This window comes from Streptomyces sp. NPDC006450 (assembly GCF_040612195.1).
In the GTDB taxonomy this organism is placed as follows: Bacteria; Actinomycetota; Actinomycetes; order Streptomycetales; family Streptomycetaceae; genus Streptomyces.
This window is the reverse complement of the sequence record NZ_JBEXPT010000009.1, coordinates 24,519-41,988: the sequence shown is the minus strand read 5'-3', so window position 1 is coordinate 41,988 and position 17,470 is coordinate 24,519. Positions and strand designations below refer to the sequence as shown.

Below are 17,470 nucleotides of genomic sequence, written 5' to 3'. Positions count from 1 at the left end.
GGAGACTCCCGCTGGTGGGGGCCGGGCTTCTACGGTCCGTCGGGAAACCACGACCGAGGAGTGTCACGCCATGAGCCCCACCCCTTCCCCCGACCCGTCGGACGAGAGCCAGTACGACCGCACGCGGTTGCGGCAGTGGGCGAGCGGGCACGCCCGTTCGGCGGGGGTGGACCGGCGCGACCTGCTCCGGCTCTTCGCGGCGGGGACCGCGGCCGGCGCCCTCGGCCTGGCCTCGGCGGGAACCGCCGCGGCCTCCGGGAACGCCGTCGCCGGGGCCGCCGGAGCCGCCGGCACGGCGACGGCCCTGCCGGGGATCCTGAAGCCGTTGCCGCCCGAGCTGTTCACCATCCGGGGCACCAACGCGGAGACGAACTTCGCCGCCCTGCGCGGTACGGGGCAGCTGACCCCCCTCGACCGGTTCTTCGTCCGCAACCACACCTCGACACCGCGCATCGACGCGGGGGAGTGGGAACTGAACGTGTGGGGCGACGCCCTGTCCCGGGGCCCGGTGCGGCTCTCGTACGACCGGTTGCGCTCCCTGCCCGCGGTCGAACGCACGCTGTTCATCGAATGCGCCGGCAACGGCCGGAGCTTCTACACCACGCAGCAGGGCCAGCAGGTGACCGGGACCGCCTGGACCCTCGGCGCGATCGGCACGGCCCGCTGGCGCGGGGCCCGGCTGTCCGACGTGCTGCGCCTGGCCGGAGTGACCCGGGACGCGGTGGACGTCCTGCCCAGGGGCCTGGACGACGAGGTGGTGACCAACGGGGTGAACTGGGGGCACGTGCGGCGCCCGCTGCCGGTGTCAAAGGCGCTGGACGACGTGATCCTCGCGTACGAGATGAACGGCGTGCCGCTGCCGCCCGACCACGGCGGTCCGGTCCGGGTGGTCGTACCGAACTGGATCGGGATCTCCTCGATCAAGTGGGTCGGGGACATCGAGGTGAGCGGGCAGCCGCTGTACACGCCGTGGAACACCGACCTGTACCGCTTGTTCGGGCCCGGCCAGCCGGCGGAGGGCAGCGTTCCGCTGACCCGGCAGACCCTCAAGAGCGCCTTCGAGCTGGAGCTGGGGGCGACCCTCCCGGTGCACCGCCCGCGGCTGCTGACCGGCCGCTCCTGGTCGGGCGCGGCTCCCGTGCACCGGGTGGAGGTCAGCACCGACGGAGGTGCGCGGTGGCACCGGGCGCGCCTGCACGACGTTCCGCAGCGGGGCGGCTGGGTGCGCTGGTCGCTGCCGTGGACACCGCGGACCACGGGGGCGACCGCCCTGCTGGCGCGCGCCACCGACACCACCGGGCGGACGCAGCCCGAGACGGCGGTCCACAACACTCAGGGCTACCTCTTCGACGCCGTCGTGCGCCACCCGGTGACGGTGGTCTGACGCCCTACGGCACCCAGGCCGGGGCGGGCCGGGCGGCAGGCCCGGGCCTGGCCCCGGCCCCCGAATGTGGCGCCACCTCCGACGTGAGCAACACGCCGGCCTGCAAGTCGGTGCTGATCCGCTTCGAACCGGACAGCGGACCGGAGGCCGTCGTCGTCATCCGACCGGCCGCCGGGCCGGGGACGCTCGTCCTGGCGGGCGCGGCCTGCAGGGGGTGGCGCGGGACCGGCGGTAGAGTCCGGCCCGTGTCCGGGCCTCAGCGTGATCTCGTCGGATACGGCGCCCTGCCGCCGCGTGCCGCCTGGCCCGGGGGCGCCCGGGTCGCCGTCAGCCTCGTCCTCAACTACGAGGAAGGCGGTGAGCGCAACGTCCTGGAGGGCGACCCGGAGTCGGAGGGCTACCTCCACGAGATCGTGGGCGCGCCGCCGGTGGTGGGCGGCCGCGACCTGAACGCCGAGTCGATGTTCGCCTACGGATCACGCGCCGGCTTCTGGCGCGTCCACCGCACGCTCGCGGCCCACGGCGCGCCGCTGACCGTGTTCGCGGTGGCGCAGGCGCTCGAACGCAACCCCGAGGCGGCGCGGGCGATGGGCGCGGCGGGCTGGGAGGTGGCGAGCCACGGCCGGCGCTGGATCGACTACCGGGACGTGCCCGAGGAGGTGGAGCGCGCCGACATCCAGCGGGCGACAGCGACCATCGAGCGACTCGTGGGCCGCCGTCCCGTGGGCTGGTACACCGGCCGCACCAGCGGGCACACGAGGACGCTGGTGGCACGGGAGGGCGGCTTCCTCTACGACTCCGACGACTACTCGGACGACCTGCCGTTCTACGTGGAGGCAGCCGGCCGCCCGCACCTCGTGGTGCCGTACGGCCTCGACGCGAACGACTTCAAGTTCCTGATCGTGCACGGGTTCACGACGGCCGACGACATGCTCACCTACCTCGTGGACACCTTCGACACGCTGCACGCCGAAGGGGCCGACCGGCCGCGGATGATGAGCGTCGGCCTGCACTGCCGGATCATCGGCCGCCCGGGCCGCATCCGTGCGCTGGACGGGTTCTTGAAGCACGTCGCGCAGCGCGGCGGAGCATGGGTCACCACGCGCGAGCACATCGCCCGCCACTGGCTCACCACCCACCCGCCGTCCTGACGGACCTATGAGTCCGCTGGAAGCCCACCCCCCCGACGGCACCCCACGCACAGTCCCTCGCCGCGGCGCCCGGCGGCATCCACCCCGCGGACTTCGCCGAGGACCACCGCTACGCGTTCTGGAAAACCCTGCGCTGACCGGGCCGCGCCGAACCGAGCGGTCAACGGTCCTGGGACCGGTACGCGCGCATCGCCAGTGGCATGAAGACAGCCGCGATGCCCGCCGCCCAGACCAGGGACCAGACGATCGGCTGGCCCGCGGGGGTGCCGAGCAGGAGTCCGCGGAACGCGTCCGACAGATGCGTGACGGGGTTGACCTCCACCCACGCCTGGAGCCAGCCGGGCATCGTGTCGACCTGGGCGAAGGCGCTACTGGTGAACGTGATCGGGAAGATGAACGTGAAGGCGTAGACCTGCACCTTCTCGACGTCCCCGGCCACCATCCCGATCAGTACCGCGGTCCACGAGACGGCGGCGGCGAAGGTCAGCAGCAACGCGGTCGCACCGAGGAAGCCCACGAGGCCCCCGGTGATCTCGAAGCCCAGCAGCAGGCCCAGCGCGATCATGAGGATCATGGCCCAGAGCTGCTTGGCCAGGTCGGCCGTGATGCGGCCGAAGAGCGGTGCCGACCGGGCGATGGGCAGACTGCGCAGCCGGTCGAAGACCCCCTTGGTGAGATCGGAGTTCAACGACATGGCGGTGTACATGCTCATGAAGAGCGTGTTCTGGACGATGATCCCCGCGAGTGCGTACTGGAGGTACTCCTGCGGCGAACCCGCCATCTGGCCACCGAAGACGTAGGTGAACAGGAACACGAACATGATCGGGGTGATGCTGTAGTCGACGAGTTCCAGAGGGTTGTGCTTCACCGAGACCAGACTGCGCCACGCCATGGTGGCGGTCTGCCGCATGGCCACGAGGGGCCGCACCCTGCCGCTGCGGCTCATGCCGTCGAGGCTCGTCGTGCTCGTCATGACGGGCTCCCCGCCGTCACGTGCTCGTCGTCGGACTCGGTCCCGGCGCCGGCTCCGTCCGGTGCCGCGCGGTGACCGGTCAGCACCATGAACACCTCGTCGAGGGACGAGCGCCGCAGGGTCAGTTCGCCGACTTCGATACCCGCCTGGTCCAGTCTGCGCACCACGCTCGGCATGAGCCCCGGATCGCTGACGGGCGCGGTGATCCCGTCACCCTCGATCTTGGTCTGTGGTCCGGCCGCCTCCGTGATCAGCGCGTGCGCCGCGCCGAGATCGGCCGCGCGGGCGGGGCGCAGCTGCAGTACCTGCCCGCCCACCTGCGACTTCAGCTCGTCCGGGGTGCCGTCGGCGATCACCGCGCCCTTGTCGATCACCACGATGTTGTCGGCGAGCCGATCGGCCTCGTCCAGGTACTGCGTGGTCAGCAGGGTGGTCATGCCCTCCGAGACCAGGGCGCGCAGCATGTCCCACACCTAGCCGCGGCTGTGGGGGTCGAGCCCGGTGGTCGGTTCGTCGAGGAAGAGGATCTCCGGCCGGCCGACCAGGCTGGCCGCGAGGTCGAGCCGCCGCCGCATGCCCCCCGAGTACGCCTTGGCGGCCCTCCCCGCGGCGTCGGTCAGATGAAACCGGTCGAGCAGGTCGGCCGCCCGGGCCCGGGCGTCGCCGCGCGGCATGCCGAGCAGCCGGCCGATCATCAGCAGGTTCTCCGTACCGGTCAGGTTCTCGTCCACGGCGGCGTACTGTCCCGTGAGCCCGATCAGGGAACGGACCCGTCCCGCGGCCCGGACGACGTCATGGCCGCCGACCTCCGCCCGCCCGCCGTCCGGGAGCAGGAGGGTGGCGAAGATGCGGACGGCGGTGGTCTTCCCCGCTCCGTTGGGGCCCAGCAAGCCACAGACGGTCCCTGGCGGTACCTGAAGATCCACCCCGGCCAGCGCACGCGTCTCCTTGAAGCGTTTGGCCAGCCCTTCGGCTCGGATCGCCTGCTTCATCAGGATCACCTCGTGTCCACGCGGGATGCACCGTCGCTCTTCTCAACTGTGACCCACGCCCCTGACAGTCCGCCTCCGCTGGGCACCGGCGGTGGTATCGAGTGCGTTCCTGGTCGTTCAGGTGCCCTTCTCACGCCCTGCGTCGCGCCGCGCGGCCGGGGCGGTCGCAGGGGTGGAGGCGGTGGTCGTGGGCGCCGGTGCCGGGCCGGAGAGGCCCAGCCAGGGCGATGCGGGCGGTGCCGGTCTTGAACAGCGGCTGTTTCGAGGCCGGATCCCAGGTGGCGGCGGTGAGTTCGTTGGCGGCCCGGTGGTGGCCGGCTCCGTCGGGGGCGTCCCGGTAGCCGTAGTGGAACGGCAGGAAGACGACGCCTTCCCGAATGCCGGTGATGCGCGCCCGGGCCCGGACGGTTCCTCGCCGGGTGGACACCTCGGCGAGGTCCCCCTCCGTGATCCCGGCCGCCGCAGCGTCGGCCGCGGACATCTCGATCCACATGTCGGGGGCGGCGGCCCGCAGTTCGGGCACACGCCCGGTCCGGGTCCGGGTGTGGAACTGGTACAGGGTGCGGCCGGTGGTGAGCCACAGGGGGTGGTCGGCGTCGGGCTGCTCGGGCGCAGGGACGTACGGGGCGGCGCGCAGGACCGCCTTGCCGTCGGGGTTCAGGGAGCGGTAGGCGTCTTCGTCGTGCGGGGTGCCCGTGAGGAGGAGATGGCCTGCCGGCCGTAGAGGTCCTTGACGTCGAGGCGGCCCCGGTTCACCCGGTCCCGGGCCACGCCGCGGACTCCGACGAGCCGGCCGTCCCTGATCCGAAAGAGGCGGCCTAGGGGCGCAGGATCAGCTCGAAGCCGCTGCGGGGCAGGGTCGGAATGTGTGACAGGGGGATGGACAGATCCTGCTCGGGGACGTCGAAGTCGAGCCGGGCCAGCTCCGTCGCCAGGACCGCGAGGACGGTCACGGTGATGTCCTCACCGGGGCACCGGTGGCCGTGGGCGGGGTCACCGCCGCCCTGGGCCACCAGGAGGTCGAGCGGGCCGTGCGGACCGGCGAAGCGGTGCGGATCGAACCGGTACGGGGTGGTCCACAGGGCGGGGTCGTGGTTCTGGCCGTACAGGTCGAGCAGCATCAGGGTGTCCTTCGCGATCTCCTCGCCCCGCCAGGTCAGGTCGCGCGCCGCGAGGCCTGCGACGAAGGGGGCGAACGGGTAGAAGCGCCGTACCTCGTGGGCGAAGGCCACGGCGTAGCCGTCGTCGGTGCCGGAGCGCAGCAGTTCGCGGTGGTGGGGCCAGCGGTGCAGGGCGTGGGCGGCGAAGGTGGCGAACCAGGCGATCGCGACCGTGGGCCGGATGATGTTCAGCAGTTCGACGGCGGCGATCCGGGGGTCCAGAAGATTGCCGTCGGCGTCACGGTGGCGGGCCACGACGCCGAGGGCGGAACCCGCGGTGACCGCGTCGGCCCGCGTCGCGCGGACGTCGGTGACCAGATTCGCGAGGGCATGCTCCTGCCGCGACCGGGCCCGGAGAGCACGGACGTGGCGCGGACCGGGCGTCGCGAAGCCGTCGACCATGGCCGTGCAGTCATGGGACAGGTCCGCGACCGTCGCGCCGGCCAGGGGGAGGCCCGCCCAGTCGCAGACGGCCAGTGCGAGGGACTCGGCGGCGGTGTCGAAGAGGACCTGGCGGTCCCACGGACGGCCGGTCACGGTGTCCAGGAAACGCCTCCGGACGAGCGCGCCCAGTGTCGCGACAACGTTCGCATCCGTGAGGAGCGAGAGGAACATGGCCTTGCGGACGCGGTGTGCCCGGCCGTCGAGGCTATGGACGGCGCCGTACCCGAACAGGGTGGCCAGCACGGGATCCGGCAGGGCGGCGGCCCGTACGACGTGGTCCTCGTCGTAGAAGAACCGGACCGCCTCCGGACCGCGCAGCGCGATCGTCGGCCGGCCCAGCAGGTGGGTTCTGACCGGGCCGTCCTCGGCGGCCCGCATCCGGTCGGGAAGCCACGCGTAGCCCTGCGTGAGGAGGGAGAGCGTGCTGTCGGTCCATGGAGCGACGGAATGCTTCAAAAGGGACATACAGTGCGCCTGCCCCATGGGCGGTGCCGCACACCCGATGCCGGATCCTGCCGTCCCGGGGTATCCGGTCGCCCGGCGGCGCGGAAGGCGGTCGTGGGCGGTCACTGTCACTTCATGCGCGAGACACTGCCCTGAAAGGATCAATCAAAGGGGTCCGAACGGGCGAAAAGGGCACCGTGCACGTTTGGGGATCCGTACGATCCGCAGGGCCGACGGTGGACGGGCCTGGTCCGTTCGGCGGCGCGCCCTGTCCCGTACGGCGTGCCGGTCGCGGGCAGGATTGGGGTCCCTCGGGCGGCGAAGGCGCCGCCCGACAAGGCCAACTGGCAGCAGGAAGGGCACCACCATGACGGCCTCTTTCGCCACGGCGATCCAGTACGCCGGCACCTCGGCCCTGGTCAGCGCCGTGGGCGAGCTGGACGCGGCAGCCGGACCGGCGCTCCACCAGGTGATCGACGCCGTGCTGTCCCGGGTCTCCGTCGCCTTGATCGACGTCCACGAGGTGTCGTTCATGGACTCGGCCGGCTTCCTGTACTTCCTCGACCTCCACAGGCGCCTGGAGAGCGGCGGCCTCGGGGTCGTCGTCGCGGGATGGCAACCTCAGCCGCAGCGCCTCATGGACTCCATCGCCAGACTGCCCGGGGACGGGCCCGATTCCGCCGAGCACTGCGCGCTCATCGGCTTTCGACGCATGATCCGGGAGGGGGCAGAACGGGAACGGCACGACGCCGCCCGTGGGATGCGGACGGCGAGGGAGATCCTGCCCCACTGGTAGGACGAGATACCCGGACGTCACGACTGACCCGCGCCGAGGCCCCGGCAGGGCCCAGCAGCCGACACCCCGCGCGAGAAGGTCACAGGGGGCGGACCCGGCGGTCTCACGCAGCCGAGGAGCGGAACGCGCCTGGTCTGCGGCTGAGCCCCGCGATGGCACCGGACCGGACGGAGCCGGAGTCGGGCGTCCGTACGCCGTGATCGTGGCCTTCGTGCGCGCGGTGGTCGAGAACGCTCCGTAGGGCTGCCGCGGCGGCCAGGCGTTCCCGGACTTTGGCGTCGGGCAGGTCGCTCAGGTCGTCGACGAGCCCGAGGAGGCGCCGGGGCTGCGGCTGCCAGGCGTAGACGATCAGCCGGGTGCCGCGGGTTTCGAGGCGGTGGGCCAGGGCGAGGAGGCAGTGCAAGCCGTTGAGGTCCATGAAGGGGACGCGCTCCATGCTGCAGGCCACGACCGTGGTCCCCTGGTCGGCCATCTGCTCCACCTGGTCGAAGGCCGGGCAGCTGTCCAGGTCGAGGTCTCCGGCAGGGACCAGGGCAAGCGTGCTGCCCTTGCGTGTGGTCCCGATGTGGAAAGCCGGTTTCATGGCGTTTCACCTCGCCATCCCCGGGGCCCGTGGAATGGCGCCCCAACGACACGGTCTCTCGGAACGATATTCGACCCGACTGCCACCCCAGGGCAAGCCCGTCCTGGCTGCCGGCGAACGCGGGCGCGGCCGGCGACGGACGAGGAGTCCGGCGCCGATCGGCAGCGCTCGTCTCGCGCATCCCCTGGACGGGCCTGGTGCAGATCGTTGCGGAACGCCACATACCTTTCCAGTCGGTCCCCCAGCTTCCGCCCCGACCCGCCGGCCATCCCGTCTCCAGGTGCTCTGAACTGCGGCGGAGCCCACGTCCCGTCCCCGTCCGCACTCTGGTGGAGGGGTACTGTCCCTCTGTGCCGGCACCCGTATGTCCGGCAGCGGGAAAGTGGCACGATGGGCCCGCCGTGCGGCTTCTCCTGCCCGGGACCGGGCGTCCGCCGCCAAGGCACCACGTACGAGCGAACACGAGGGGGGACAGCTGTGCCTGCTCCACGGATGAGCACCACACCACTGCCCGGCATCGGGGTCCAGTACGACCTCACCACCCGCGAGCGCCGCCACCTGTCCGTGGTCGCGCACCGCGACGGAACCCGGACAGTGAACCTCTACCGGGCTGACGACCCCGACGCCTGTGCCCAGTCGCTGCACCTGACGGGTGCGGAAACGGCCTCCCTGATCGACGCGCTGATGCCCGCTCACCACAGTCCGAACGTGCTGCACACCACCGATCTCGGGCTGGTGGCCGAGCGGATCGAGCTGTCCGTCCATTCGTACTGGAACGGCCGCCTGCTGGGCGAGACGCGGATGCGGACCGAGACCGGCGCGTCGATCGTGGCCGTACTGCGCCGCGCGGAAGCCCGCCCGTCCCCCGCACCCGATTTCCGGCTCGCCGGCGGGGACACGCTCATCGTGATCGGCACCCGCGAGGGCGTCGGCGCGGCAGCCTCCCTGCTCGGACGGGAGTGATCGCCTGTGCACTCCGCGGTGTTCCTGATCGAGTTCGGTGCGATCATCCTCGGCCTGGGCCTGCTGGGCAGACTCGCCGGCCGCTTCCAGTTCTCCCCGATACCCCTGTACCTGCTGGCCGGACTCGCCTTCGGCACCGGCGGACTCCTGCCCATGGGGGCGAGCGAGGAGTTCGTCGCGATCGGCGCCGAGATCGGCGTCATCCTGCTCCTGCTGATGCTGGGCCTGGAGTACACGGCCAGCGACCTGGTCTCCAACCTCAGAACCCAGTACCCGGCCGGGCTGGTCGACTTCGCCCTCAACGCCGTACCGGGCGCGGTCGCAGCCCTGCTGATGGGCTGGGGTCCGGTCGCCGCCGTGGTCCTGGCAGGGGTCACCTGGATCTCGTCCTCCGGTGTCATCGCCAAGGTCATGGGGGACCTCGGCCGCGTCGGCAACCGGGAGACCCCGGTCATCCTGTCCATCCTGGTCCTCGAAGACCTCGCCATGGCGGTCTACCTGCCGATCATCACCGCCCTCCTGGCCGGCGTGAGCCTCGCCGCCGGGAGCGCGACGCTCGCCATCGCCCTCTGCGTCGCCGGAGCGGTCCTCTTCGTCGCGGTCCGCTTCGGACGTCACATCTCCCGGTTCGTCTCCAGCGACGACCCCGAGAAGCTCCTCCTCGTGGTCCTCGGTCTGACCCTGCTGGTGGCGGGCGTCGCGCAGCACCTCCAGGTGTCCGCCGCGGTCGGTGCCTTCCTCGTCGGCATCGCCCTCTCGGGAGAGGTGGCCGAGGGCGCACACACCCTGCTGAGTCCCCTGCGGGACCTGTTCGCAGCCGTGTTCTTCGTGTTCTTCGGCCTGCACACCGATCCCGCGAGCATCCCGCCCGTGTTGCTGCCCGCGCTCGCGCTCGCAGTGGTCACGGCCGGTACGAAAATCGCGACCGGATACTGGGCGGCCCAGCGGGCCGGGGTCGGCGTCAAGGGTCGCTGGCGGGCCGGGGGCACCCTGGTGGCCCGCGGCGAATTCTCCATCGTCATCGCGGGCCTCGCCGTCACGGCGGGCATCGAGCCAGCGCTGGGCCCGCTCGCGACCGCGTACGTGCTGATCCTCGTGGTGACGGGCCCGCTCACCGCCCGCTACACCGAACCCGTGGCCGCCTGGGCCGGCCGGCGACGCAGGTCGTCGGGTGCCGTCCTGGCCGCAGTGCCCGCGCAGCCGGGATCCGCGGAGGACCTCAGGGACCAGGCCCAGGACCCGGCCGGCCGCCCATGAGACACCGGACGTGACCCGTGGCCGCTCGGCGTCCCGACGTCAGCCGTTGTACGGGGAGGCGACGTCCAGGACCCAGGTGATGCCGAGCCGGTCGGTGAGCATGCCGTACAGCGGTGCCCACTGCGCGGGCTCCAGCGGACGGATCACGGTCGAGCCCACGGCGAGCTTGCCCCACAGGGCGCTGATCTCCCGGGTGTCGTCACCGCGCACGGAGACGAAGAACGGATTCCGCCCCTGGCTCCAGGGCAGCTGCGAAGGCACGTCGTAGGCCATGACGCGGAAGCCGTTGCCGCCCGCGACCTCGCCCCACATCACCCAGCCGGGACCGGCCGAACCCCCACGTGATCGAACGTGGGGGAGAGGGCACCGGGGCCCGCACCTCCTGCTTCACCACCCCGGCCCGCTACCGCTGCGCAGCGGTCAGCTCTGAGGACGGATCACGCGCTGACATCGGCAGTCCGTGGGAAGCTCTCAAGATCCGCAACCTTCCGCACGCCTACGCTCCGGAGCGCGCCGCCTGTCCTACCGTGAGGCCCACCGTCCTGCCGATGACCGGCGGGGAACTTGCACGGGGGATTCATGCGTGGATTCATTCACACAGCGGCACGAACCGGCGCCGTAGTCGGAATCGTGGTGGCGTCCGTCACGGCGGGTACCCACGCCCAGGCGGCCGGCGGAGGCGGCTGCGGCACCTACTACGCCGGGTCCGGCGGTCAGTGGGTCAAGATCAAGCCCTGTATCAGCTCGCCCCGGTGGGGAGTGGGGCGACCCGACGCGTACATCAGTCTGGCTGCGGGGCACCCGGCCTGCAACATCGCCATTCGGACAGTCCGGACGGGCAATTCGCAGGTCGTGTCGAACAAGGTGTACCCCTGCCCCTCGGGAGCAGTCGACGACAAGCACTTCACGGCTCCTGACTTCGGCGACACCACGGCCGAGACCGGTGAGGCGTATGCCAACTACACGCAGATCAACTGGACCGCTTCCGGGACGTGGACGCTGCCGTTCCGCAGCCCGTGGCTGAAGCTCCCGTAGACCCGCACGACGAATGGGGTGGGTGCGCCGTGCGGTGTACCCACCCCATGTCAACGGGGGCACGGTGACGGACCGCCCCGGACACTGCAATTCCCTGGCGTGGGACGCGAGAACGCCATCGCGTCGGTCAAGAGAAGAACCGCCGCGCCACGCGATCACGGCTGGTGGTGCCCGGCTCCCGGGCGGGCGACCGCGCCGGTCCCTGCTGCTTGGGGCCCCGGCTGTGGTGTCAGTGGGGCGGGCTATTCTTCCGGGCACCGCACACCGATCGTGAGGACCACCAGAAGTGACCGGCCTGTCCGCCTTCCCGCTGCCTTTTCAGACCTCCCGTTCCCGGGCGTTCGCGACGCCCCGGACGCTGCGGGAGTTGCAGATGATGCAGTGCAGCTCGCACCTGCGGGCCAAACCCGCGTGGTTCGACAAGATGAAGAACGCCGACGTCGTCGCCCGATGGACGCAGGAAGCGGTGGCGCAGGGTCTGACCCAAGCGCAGGTGGGCTACGTCCTCGCCGAGTTGGGGCACTACGCCGCGTTGCGGGACGCAGGGACCGGCATCGAGGTGTCCGCGGTCGACGGCGTCTGGCAGTCGGACACCCTCGTCGACGAGCAGCTCAGGTCCCGGTTGCGTGAGGCGGCCCGGGTCCTGGAAGAGGTCCCCGAAGCGGATCGGGACTGGCATCCGGGATCCGGCGGCCAGGTGTTGGACCTCGTGCACCCCTCACTGTTCTGCCTGGTGAGCGACGTGAGCGGCGGACCCGAGCGGGCCTGGCAGAACCCGACGAACCAGTACTCGAAGTACGAGTTCTCGGAGAGGTTCCAGTGGCTGCCCACGGACGTCGACGTCAGTGACGACGGGGCCGTCGCCTTCCGCTCGTACGTCAACAACGTCCACCCCGAGGCGCATCGCGCCCTGGCGTGCGTCCTGCCCGACGTGTTCGCGCGCCTGCGCCCGCTGTTCGAGAACGTGCTCACCGATCTTCTCCACCCGCGGGCCCTGCGGATCGAGGCCGATCCCTACGGCTGGTACGACTCGGAACCGGAGTATCCGCGTCGGTCGTCCTACAGTGACGACGCGACGTACATGGATGCCCGCGCTGTCTGGGAAGAGGCCTATGAGGCATGGCGGGAGAACCGCAGCCCGAACGTCCCGGACGCTCCGGCCTTCAGCCCGCCCGCACTGCCCGACGCCGACGCCCGGGTCGACCTGCGCGGCCGCCGGCTCCAGGTCATCGTCAAGCTCGCCACCGTCCACCTCACCCCGGACGCGCCCGAGTACGCCGGAGGCTCCTGGCATGTCGAGGGAATGCTGAACGAGCGGATCGTCTCGACCGGCATCTACTACTGGGACAGCGAGAACATCACCGAGAGCCGCCTGGGGTTCCGGGCCGCACTCGACGACCCGCACTACGAACAGAACGACGACGACGGGCTGCGCGAGGTCTATGGCCTCCAGGACGAAGACGCGCTGAACCAGGTGCTGGGCTCGGTACCGACCCCCGCGGGCCGCTGCCTGGCGTTCCCCAACGTCCTGCAGCACCGCGTGGACGCGTTCCGCCTCGCGGACCCCGCCCGCCCGGGACACCGCAAGATCCTCGCGTTCTTCCTGGTCGACCCTGCGGATCGGATCGTGTCGACTTCCGACGTACCGCCGCAGCAGCCCTGGTCCGACACGTCGACCATGACGCTCGAGCAGGCCAAGGCCTACCGCGAGGAACTCATGCGGGAAAGGAAGTTCTTCGTCGACGAACACAACGAGCAGCTCTACGAAAGGGAGTTCTCCCTCTGCGAGCACTGAACCGCGGGTGCGAGGACCAGTACGGACGGGCCAGTGGGACGCCAGGACCAGGCGACGGTCGCTTCAGTCGCCGCACGCGAAGCCGCCGGGCGGACTCGGCGGCTGGGTGCCATGACACGACGTCAGTCGTACGCGGACGCACTGCATCGAGGTTGCCGCACGCCTATCCCGGGCGTAGCCCGTCACTGCCCGGTCCGGTGGGTGAGGGGCTGCCGAGAGGCGCTCGGTGGTGCGAAGAGTGCTCGGACGGTTTCGGCGGCCAGGTCTCGCAGCCAGGTGTGGGCGCGGTCGTTGTCGTAGCGCTGGTGCCACAGCAGGTACAGGGGTACGTCGGGCAGTGGGAGCGGCGGCGGCAGCGTCACCAGGCCGAGGTGGTCCCGGGCCGCGCGGGTGACCGCGTCGGGGAGGGTGACGATCAGGTCGGTCTCGAGGGCGAGTCGCAGTGCGAAGGCTGCGGTGGGCCCGGCGGCGACGACGCGTCGTTCGAGGCCGCGTGCGGTCAGGGCGTCGTCGATGGGGTCGCGCAGACTTCCGCGCCGCGAGACGGTGAGGTGTTCGGCGGCCGCGTAGCGCTCGAGGCTCAGCGGGCCTTCGATGAGCGGGTGGCCCGGACGGAGGGCGACGACCAGCCGGTCACTGCCGATGAGGCGGTGGTGGATGTCGGGGAGCGTCGGAGCGCTGGAGCTCGATTCGAGGTCGACCTCGCCCCGGCGCAGCTCGGCGTCGTCCGTCCCGGGCTCGGCGGACAGGCGCAGCCGGACGCCGGGGGCCTGCTGGTGGACGGCCTTGGTCAGGGCGGCGCCGCAAGCCGCGGTCAGGGCGTCGTGCCAGCGCACGGTGAACACCCGGTCAAGGGCCGGCAGGTCGAGTTCCTGCTGAGCGGACAGGAGGTGGTGGGCCTGCTGTACGAGGGCGTGGACCTCGGCGCGCATGGCCAGCGCCCGGGTGGTGGGGACCATGCTGCGGCCGGTCCGGACGAGGATCTCATCACCGGTGGCCTTGCGGATGCGGCCCAGGGAGCGGCTCATCGCCGGTGAAGTGACATGGAGGCGTGCTGCCGCGCCGGCAACGCTCCCCTCTTCCAGCAGGGCGTCCAGCGCCGTGAGCAGGTTCAAATCCAGTTGCATGGCAGTAACTCTACAAGTGACAAGCATGCACTTGTTGTTAACGATCGGGTCTCCTACCTTCGAAGTGCGGGGCGAGCCAGCCACCCCGCCTCTACCGAATCCAGGGAGTCCGCCATGAGCACAGCCATGCCTTTCGACGCCGACGCGACGCTCCTCTCCGACGTGACCGCCGCGGTCAAGGCCGCAGGCGTCACGCTGCGCGACCGCTACACCTCGCACGCCCGGGGCGTGAGTCTGGACGAGGTCGTCGGCGAGATCCACGCCAACGACGACGCGGTGCTGGAGGTGCTGCGGGAACCGCTGCTGCGGGCCCGCCAAGGTTCCCGGTGGGCCGAGGACGAGCTGGCCGGCGGCGCGCTCCCGCCCGGCGAGTGGTGGGTCGTCGACCCCGCCGAGGGCAACATCAACCACGTCCACGGCCTGGACGACTGGGCCGTCACCGCCACCCTGGTCCGCGACAACCAGCCGGTACTCACCGTCGTCCACCTGCCGCTGAACGGCGACACCTACACCGCCGTCGCCGGCGCCGGTGCCCGACTCGACGACCGACCCCTGAAGGTGTCCGCCAAGACCGACCTGAGCGCCGCGCTCGTCGGCACCGGCCAGGCGAAGCCCGGCGAGGACGAACGCACCCTCCGGCGGATGGGTGACTCCGTCACCGCCATGCTCATCGACGGCCTGGTCGTACGCGTGTCCGTCCCCGCCACGATGCAGCTCATCCACGTCGCCGCCGGACGCATGGACGCGTTCTGGCAGTTCTCCGACGTCCGCTCCGGCCTGGTCGCAGGCGCCCTGCTGGTCTCCGAAGCCGGAGGCACCGTCACGGACCTGGCAGGCGAACCCTGGAACACCGGCAGCCGCGACTTCCTGGCCGCCGCCCCCGGCATCCACACCGCCGCCCTCAAGGCCCTCTCGCCGATCGCCTGACCGGCCGTCCCCCGCACACCCGCGCCCGTCCCACCCACAACCGCAAGGAGCGTCACCGCATGACCACCATCGGCATCCTGGGAGCCGGCCGCGTCGGCACCCACCTCGCCGGCAAGCTCGCCGCAGCCGGACACCACGTCACCCTCGGAGCCCGCAGCCCCGAAGACGCTGCGGCCCGCACTGTCGCGCCCGCCGCGCGGATCGCTTTCGCCGACCAGCGCACCACCGCCCGCACCACGGACATCGTGATCAACGCGACGCCCGGCGACAGCTCCCTGGAGCGCCTCGCCGACCTGCGCACCGAGCTCTCCGGAAAGATCCTCGTCGACGTCTCCAACGCAACCCGCCACGCCGCCGACGGCCTGCCCGGTGACCTGTGCTATCCCGGCAGCAGCCTCGCCGAGAAGCTCCAGGCCGCGCTCCCCGACACCCGTGTGGTCAAGACCCTCAACACCATGCTGTTCATGGTCATGACCGCCCCCGACACCCTGGCCGTCCCACCGACGGCCTATCTCTCGGGCGACGACGAACACGCGAAGAGGACCGTCACCGGTCTGCTCGGCGACCTGGGCTGGCAGCCCGAAGGCATCGAGGACCTCGGCGACATCACCACAGCCCGCGCCACCGAGGCCATGATCCTGCTCGTGCCCCACATCCTGCGCCGGCACGGCTTCCAGCCCTTCGCCGTCTCCCTCGCCCGCTGACCCACAACGCCCGCTGGGCTCCGGCGCTGCCCGGTGCCGCCTACGCGGCATCGCCCGCTTTCTGCTGCGAGAGCTCGGTAGATTCCGGTCATGAGCGATGACGAGGACTACCTGGACAAGAGCCCGGCTGCCGGACGCATGGGGAAGGCCGCCGAGTATTTGGTCGCAGCCTCGTGCATCCTTGCCACGGGCGGTGAGTTGAACGTCTCGACCTCGCTCGTGGACGACGAGGGAGTGGACCTCGTCTTTCACCGGCGCGGGAGTTCCGCGACGCTGGCGGTCCAGGTGAAGGCGCGGATGTCGACTGGAACGCAAGTTCAGCAGGGTCGGCTGATGGCCTTCGTGCGGTCGCAGACGTTCCAGCCGCGGAGCAACTTGGACATGCTGTTCGTCGCCGTGGATGTCGAGCTGGGGGCGATCATGATGGCCTGGCTGATACCGAGCGGCACGTTCGGCGAGATGGTGACCGAGCCCAACAGCAAGGGGCGCTTCCGGTTCTCGGCGTCGATGAAGCCGGACTCCAAGGATCGCTGGAGCCAGTTCCGGCTGACGGCCGCGGAACTCTCCCAGCGCATCCTTGCCCGGTTGACCGACTTGGAGAAGGTGGGAGTCGAGTAGGTCGGAGTTGACCGGCCGGGGTGTCCGTCGAGGCGGGTCAGACCCGCTGTGCTTCGTGGCGGGGGGTTCCGGTCGTGCCCGGCTTCCGTGCGAACACGGCGAGGAGCTCGGCGATGTCGCGGTCGGCCTCGGCCGGGTGGCGGAACTTGGCTCCGGGGGTGATCCGGTAGCGGTTGCGGCGCCCTTCGCGTGCCCGGGTGAGGTACCCCGCCGCTTCGAGATCGGCGACGATCGACTGGACGGTCCGCTCGGTGAGCCTGCAGGTCGCGGCGACATCCCGGAGGCGTACGGCGGGATCCCGCGCCAGGGCCAGGAGAACCCGTGCGTGGCTGGTCAGGAACGTCCACGGTGCTCTGGGGGGAGCCTTGTCACCCATACCCACAGCATGCCCATATTTTGTATATACGTCCAGATTTTCAGGTGATTCTTGACGTATGCCGGATGAGTGCCGACGATGCTGCTGAAGGGGCAGCCCCAGGACACGTTTCGGGGAGGCGGCGGCCATGACCGGGATCATGTATGAAGAGCGCCTCGACGTCACCTTCGTCGCCGGCCTGAACATCGAGGTCGCTCCCGGGGCCGCCCGGGACGTCCGCGTCCGCGTGAGCGGGGAGATCGACCTTTCCAACGCCTCCGCGCTGAGAAGAACCCTCCTGATTGCCCTTGCCGCGCACCGCGGAGATCTCTTCCTCGACCTGCAGCGGGTCTCCTTCTGCGACTGCTCCGCTCTCAATGCCCTGCTGGCCGTCCGCCGCACCGCGCTACAGGCCGGCCGCCGCCTGCACATCACCGCTGCCGGCCGCCCCGTCGAGCGGCTCCTCCAGCTCACCGGCACCCGGACCCTCTTCGCCTGACCGTGCTCGTCCCGAAAGCCCCTTGACCCCGCTTCTTCGACGCCCGCCTACGCCTGGCCGCCGTCCCCACCGACGAGACCGCCCGCCGGGCTTTCGACGACACCCTGCTCACCCTGGGCGTCCTCATGGGCCGGCCCTGCGCTCCCGCCGCGGTACGAGAAGCCCTGCAGTACACCCAAGGCTGAGGCGCGGGAGGTATCGCGCTCTCCGCCCGGCGGTGGGCTTCGGGAACGGGCGGGTCCGGACAGCGGCCGAAGAGGTGA

The 17,470-nt window shown here is 71.0% G+C and carries 17 protein-coding genes and 3 pseudogenes; 12 read left to right on the top strand and 8 right to left on the bottom strand.

The genetic code is table 11. From position 1 onward, the window contains the following. Positions 1 to 70 precede the first annotated feature (70 nt). Both ABZY57_RS06005 and puuE read left to right on the top strand, forming a co-directional pair. A complete protein-coding gene (locus tag ABZY57_RS06005) occupies positions 71 to 1,384 on the top strand; it encodes a sulfite oxidase (RefSeq protein WP_356508576.1) in 1,314 nt (437 codons plus the stop codon). 245 nt (positions 1,385 to 1,629) lie between these two features. After that, positions 1,630 to 2,535, top strand: a complete 906-nt coding sequence (gene puuE, locus ABZY57_RS06000; protein WP_356508673.1) for an allantoinase PuuE — start codon at positions 1,630 to 1,632, stop codon at positions 2,533 to 2,535. 160 nt (positions 2,536 to 2,695) lie between these two features. On the opposite strand, the gene ABZY57_RS05995 is transcribed toward puuE, so the two are convergent. From ABZY57_RS05995 to ABZY57_RS05980, 4 genes and pseudogenes are all read right to left on the bottom strand, one after another. Further along, positions 2,696 to 3,508: an ABC transporter permease gene (locus ABZY57_RS05995; protein ID WP_356508574.1), complete on the bottom strand. Its 813-nt coding sequence runs from the start codon at positions 3,506 to 3,508 to the stop codon at positions 2,696 to 2,698. Further along, positions 3,505 to 4,500 (bottom strand): annotated as a pseudogene (locus ABZY57_RS05990) (ATP-binding cassette domain-containing protein). Before ABZY57_RS05990 ends, ABZY57_RS05995 begins: the two are co-directional and overlap by 4 nt. A gap of 130 nt (positions 4,501 to 4,630) precedes the next feature. Continuing rightward, on the bottom strand, positions 4,631 to 5,023 hold the full coding sequence (locus tag ABZY57_RS05985) for a molybdopterin dinucleotide binding domain-containing protein (RefSeq protein ID WP_356508572.1): 393 nt from the start codon (positions 5,021 to 5,023) through the stop codon (positions 4,631 to 4,633). Between the two features lie 295 nt (positions 5,024 to 5,318). Continuing rightward, positions 5,319 to 6,569, bottom strand: coding sequence for a cytochrome P450 (locus tag ABZY57_RS05980; protein WP_356508570.1), 1,251 nt, complete (start codon positions 6,567 to 6,569; stop codon positions 5,319 to 5,321). A gap of 346 nt (positions 6,570 to 6,915) precedes the next feature. Here ABZY57_RS05980 and ABZY57_RS05975 point away from each other — a divergent pair, with 346 nt between their 5' ends. Next, positions 6,916 to 7,344, top strand: coding sequence for an STAS domain-containing protein (locus ABZY57_RS05975; RefSeq protein ID WP_356508568.1), 429 nt, complete (start codon positions 6,916 to 6,918; stop codon positions 7,342 to 7,344). A gap of 103 nt (positions 7,345 to 7,447) precedes the next feature. On the opposite strand, the gene ABZY57_RS05970 is transcribed toward ABZY57_RS05975, so the two are convergent. Further along, a complete protein-coding gene (locus tag ABZY57_RS05970) occupies positions 7,448 to 7,927 on the bottom strand; it encodes an STAS domain-containing protein (RefSeq protein ID WP_356508566.1) in 480 nt (159 codons plus the stop codon). A gap of 492 nt (positions 7,928 to 8,419) precedes the next feature. Here ABZY57_RS05970 and ABZY57_RS05965 point away from each other — a divergent pair, with 492 nt between their 5' ends. Both ABZY57_RS05965 and ABZY57_RS05960 read left to right on the top strand, forming a co-directional pair. Beyond that, positions 8,420 to 8,890 carry a TrkA C-terminal domain-containing protein gene (locus ABZY57_RS05965; RefSeq protein ID WP_356508564.1) on the top strand — a complete coding sequence of 157 codons (471 nt, stop codon included), beginning with the start codon at positions 8,420 to 8,422 and terminating at the stop codon, positions 8,888 to 8,890. A 6-nt stretch (positions 8,891 to 8,896) separates the two neighbouring features. Then, entirely contained in the window at positions 8,897 to 10,147 is a 1,251-nt protein-coding gene (locus ABZY57_RS05960) for a cation:proton antiporter (protein ID WP_356508563.1), read from the top strand. A gap of 39 nt (positions 10,148 to 10,186) precedes the next feature. On the opposite strand, the pseudogene ABZY57_RS05955 reads toward ABZY57_RS05960, so the two are convergent. Further along, positions 10,187 to 10,465 (bottom strand): annotated as a pseudogene (locus ABZY57_RS05955) (VOC family protein); the annotation flags it as partial. A gap of 534 nt (positions 10,466 to 10,999) precedes the next feature. On the opposite strand from ABZY57_RS05955, the gene ABZY57_RS05950 reads away from it, so the two are divergent. Further along, the gene (locus ABZY57_RS05950) at positions 11,000 to 11,182 is read left to right on the top strand and encodes a hypothetical protein (RefSeq protein WP_356508561.1); all 183 of its coding nucleotides are present in this window, start codon (positions 11,000 to 11,002) and stop codon (positions 11,180 to 11,182) included. A gap of 286 nt (positions 11,183 to 11,468) precedes the next feature. Beyond that, the gene (locus ABZY57_RS05945) at positions 11,469 to 12,977 is read left to right on the top strand and encodes a DUF4246 domain-containing protein (RefSeq protein WP_356508559.1); all 1,509 of its coding nucleotides are present in this window, start codon (positions 11,469 to 11,471) and stop codon (positions 12,975 to 12,977) included. Between the two features lie 182 nt (positions 12,978 to 13,159). On the opposite strand, the gene ABZY57_RS05940 is transcribed toward ABZY57_RS05945, so the two are convergent. Next, complete coding sequence (locus tag ABZY57_RS05940) at positions 13,160 to 14,104, bottom strand: LysR family transcriptional regulator (protein WP_356508557.1); 945 nt, start codon at positions 14,102 to 14,104, stop codon at positions 13,160 to 13,162. 114 nt (positions 14,105 to 14,218) lie between these two features. Between ABZY57_RS05940 and ABZY57_RS05935 the strand changes: the two genes are divergently transcribed. The 3 genes from ABZY57_RS05935 to ABZY57_RS05925 all read left to right on the top strand — a co-directional run bounded on the left by ABZY57_RS05935 (position 14,219) and on the right by ABZY57_RS05925 (position 16,353). Beyond that, positions 14,219 to 15,031 (top strand): inositol monophosphatase, encoded by an 813-nt coding sequence (locus ABZY57_RS05935; RefSeq protein ID WP_356508555.1) that lies wholly within the window; start codon positions 14,219 to 14,221, stop codon positions 15,029 to 15,031. Then, positions 14,947 to 15,735: an NAD(P)-binding domain-containing protein gene (locus ABZY57_RS05930; RefSeq protein WP_356508671.1), complete on the top strand. Its 789-nt coding sequence runs from the start codon at positions 14,947 to 14,949 to the stop codon at positions 15,733 to 15,735. Before ABZY57_RS05935 ends, ABZY57_RS05930 begins: the two co-directional genes overlap by 85 nt. A gap of 90 nt (positions 15,736 to 15,825) precedes the next feature. Beyond that, a complete protein-coding gene (locus tag ABZY57_RS05925) occupies positions 15,826 to 16,353 on the top strand; it encodes a hypothetical protein (protein ID WP_356508553.1) in 528 nt (175 codons plus the stop codon). Between the two features lie 37 nt (positions 16,354 to 16,390). Here ABZY57_RS05925 and ABZY57_RS05920 read toward each other — a convergent pair whose 3' ends face one another. Continuing rightward, positions 16,391 to 16,729: a winged helix-turn-helix domain-containing protein gene (locus ABZY57_RS05920; protein ID WP_356508551.1), complete on the bottom strand. Its 339-nt coding sequence runs from the start codon at positions 16,727 to 16,729 to the stop codon at positions 16,391 to 16,393. A gap of 127 nt (positions 16,730 to 16,856) precedes the next feature. Here ABZY57_RS05920 and ABZY57_RS05915 point away from each other — a divergent pair, with 127 nt between their 5' ends. Together ABZY57_RS05915 and ABZY57_RS05910 are read left to right on the top strand one after the other, a co-directional pair. Then, on the top strand, positions 16,857 to 17,207 hold the full coding sequence (locus ABZY57_RS05915; protein WP_356508549.1) for an STAS domain-containing protein: 351 nt from the start codon (positions 16,857 to 16,859) through the stop codon (positions 17,205 to 17,207). Between the two features lie 50 nt (positions 17,208 to 17,257). After that, positions 17,258 to 17,392 (top strand): annotated as a pseudogene (locus ABZY57_RS05910) (DUF5133 domain-containing protein); the annotation flags it as partial. Positions 17,393 to 17,470: the final 78 nt, after the last annotated feature.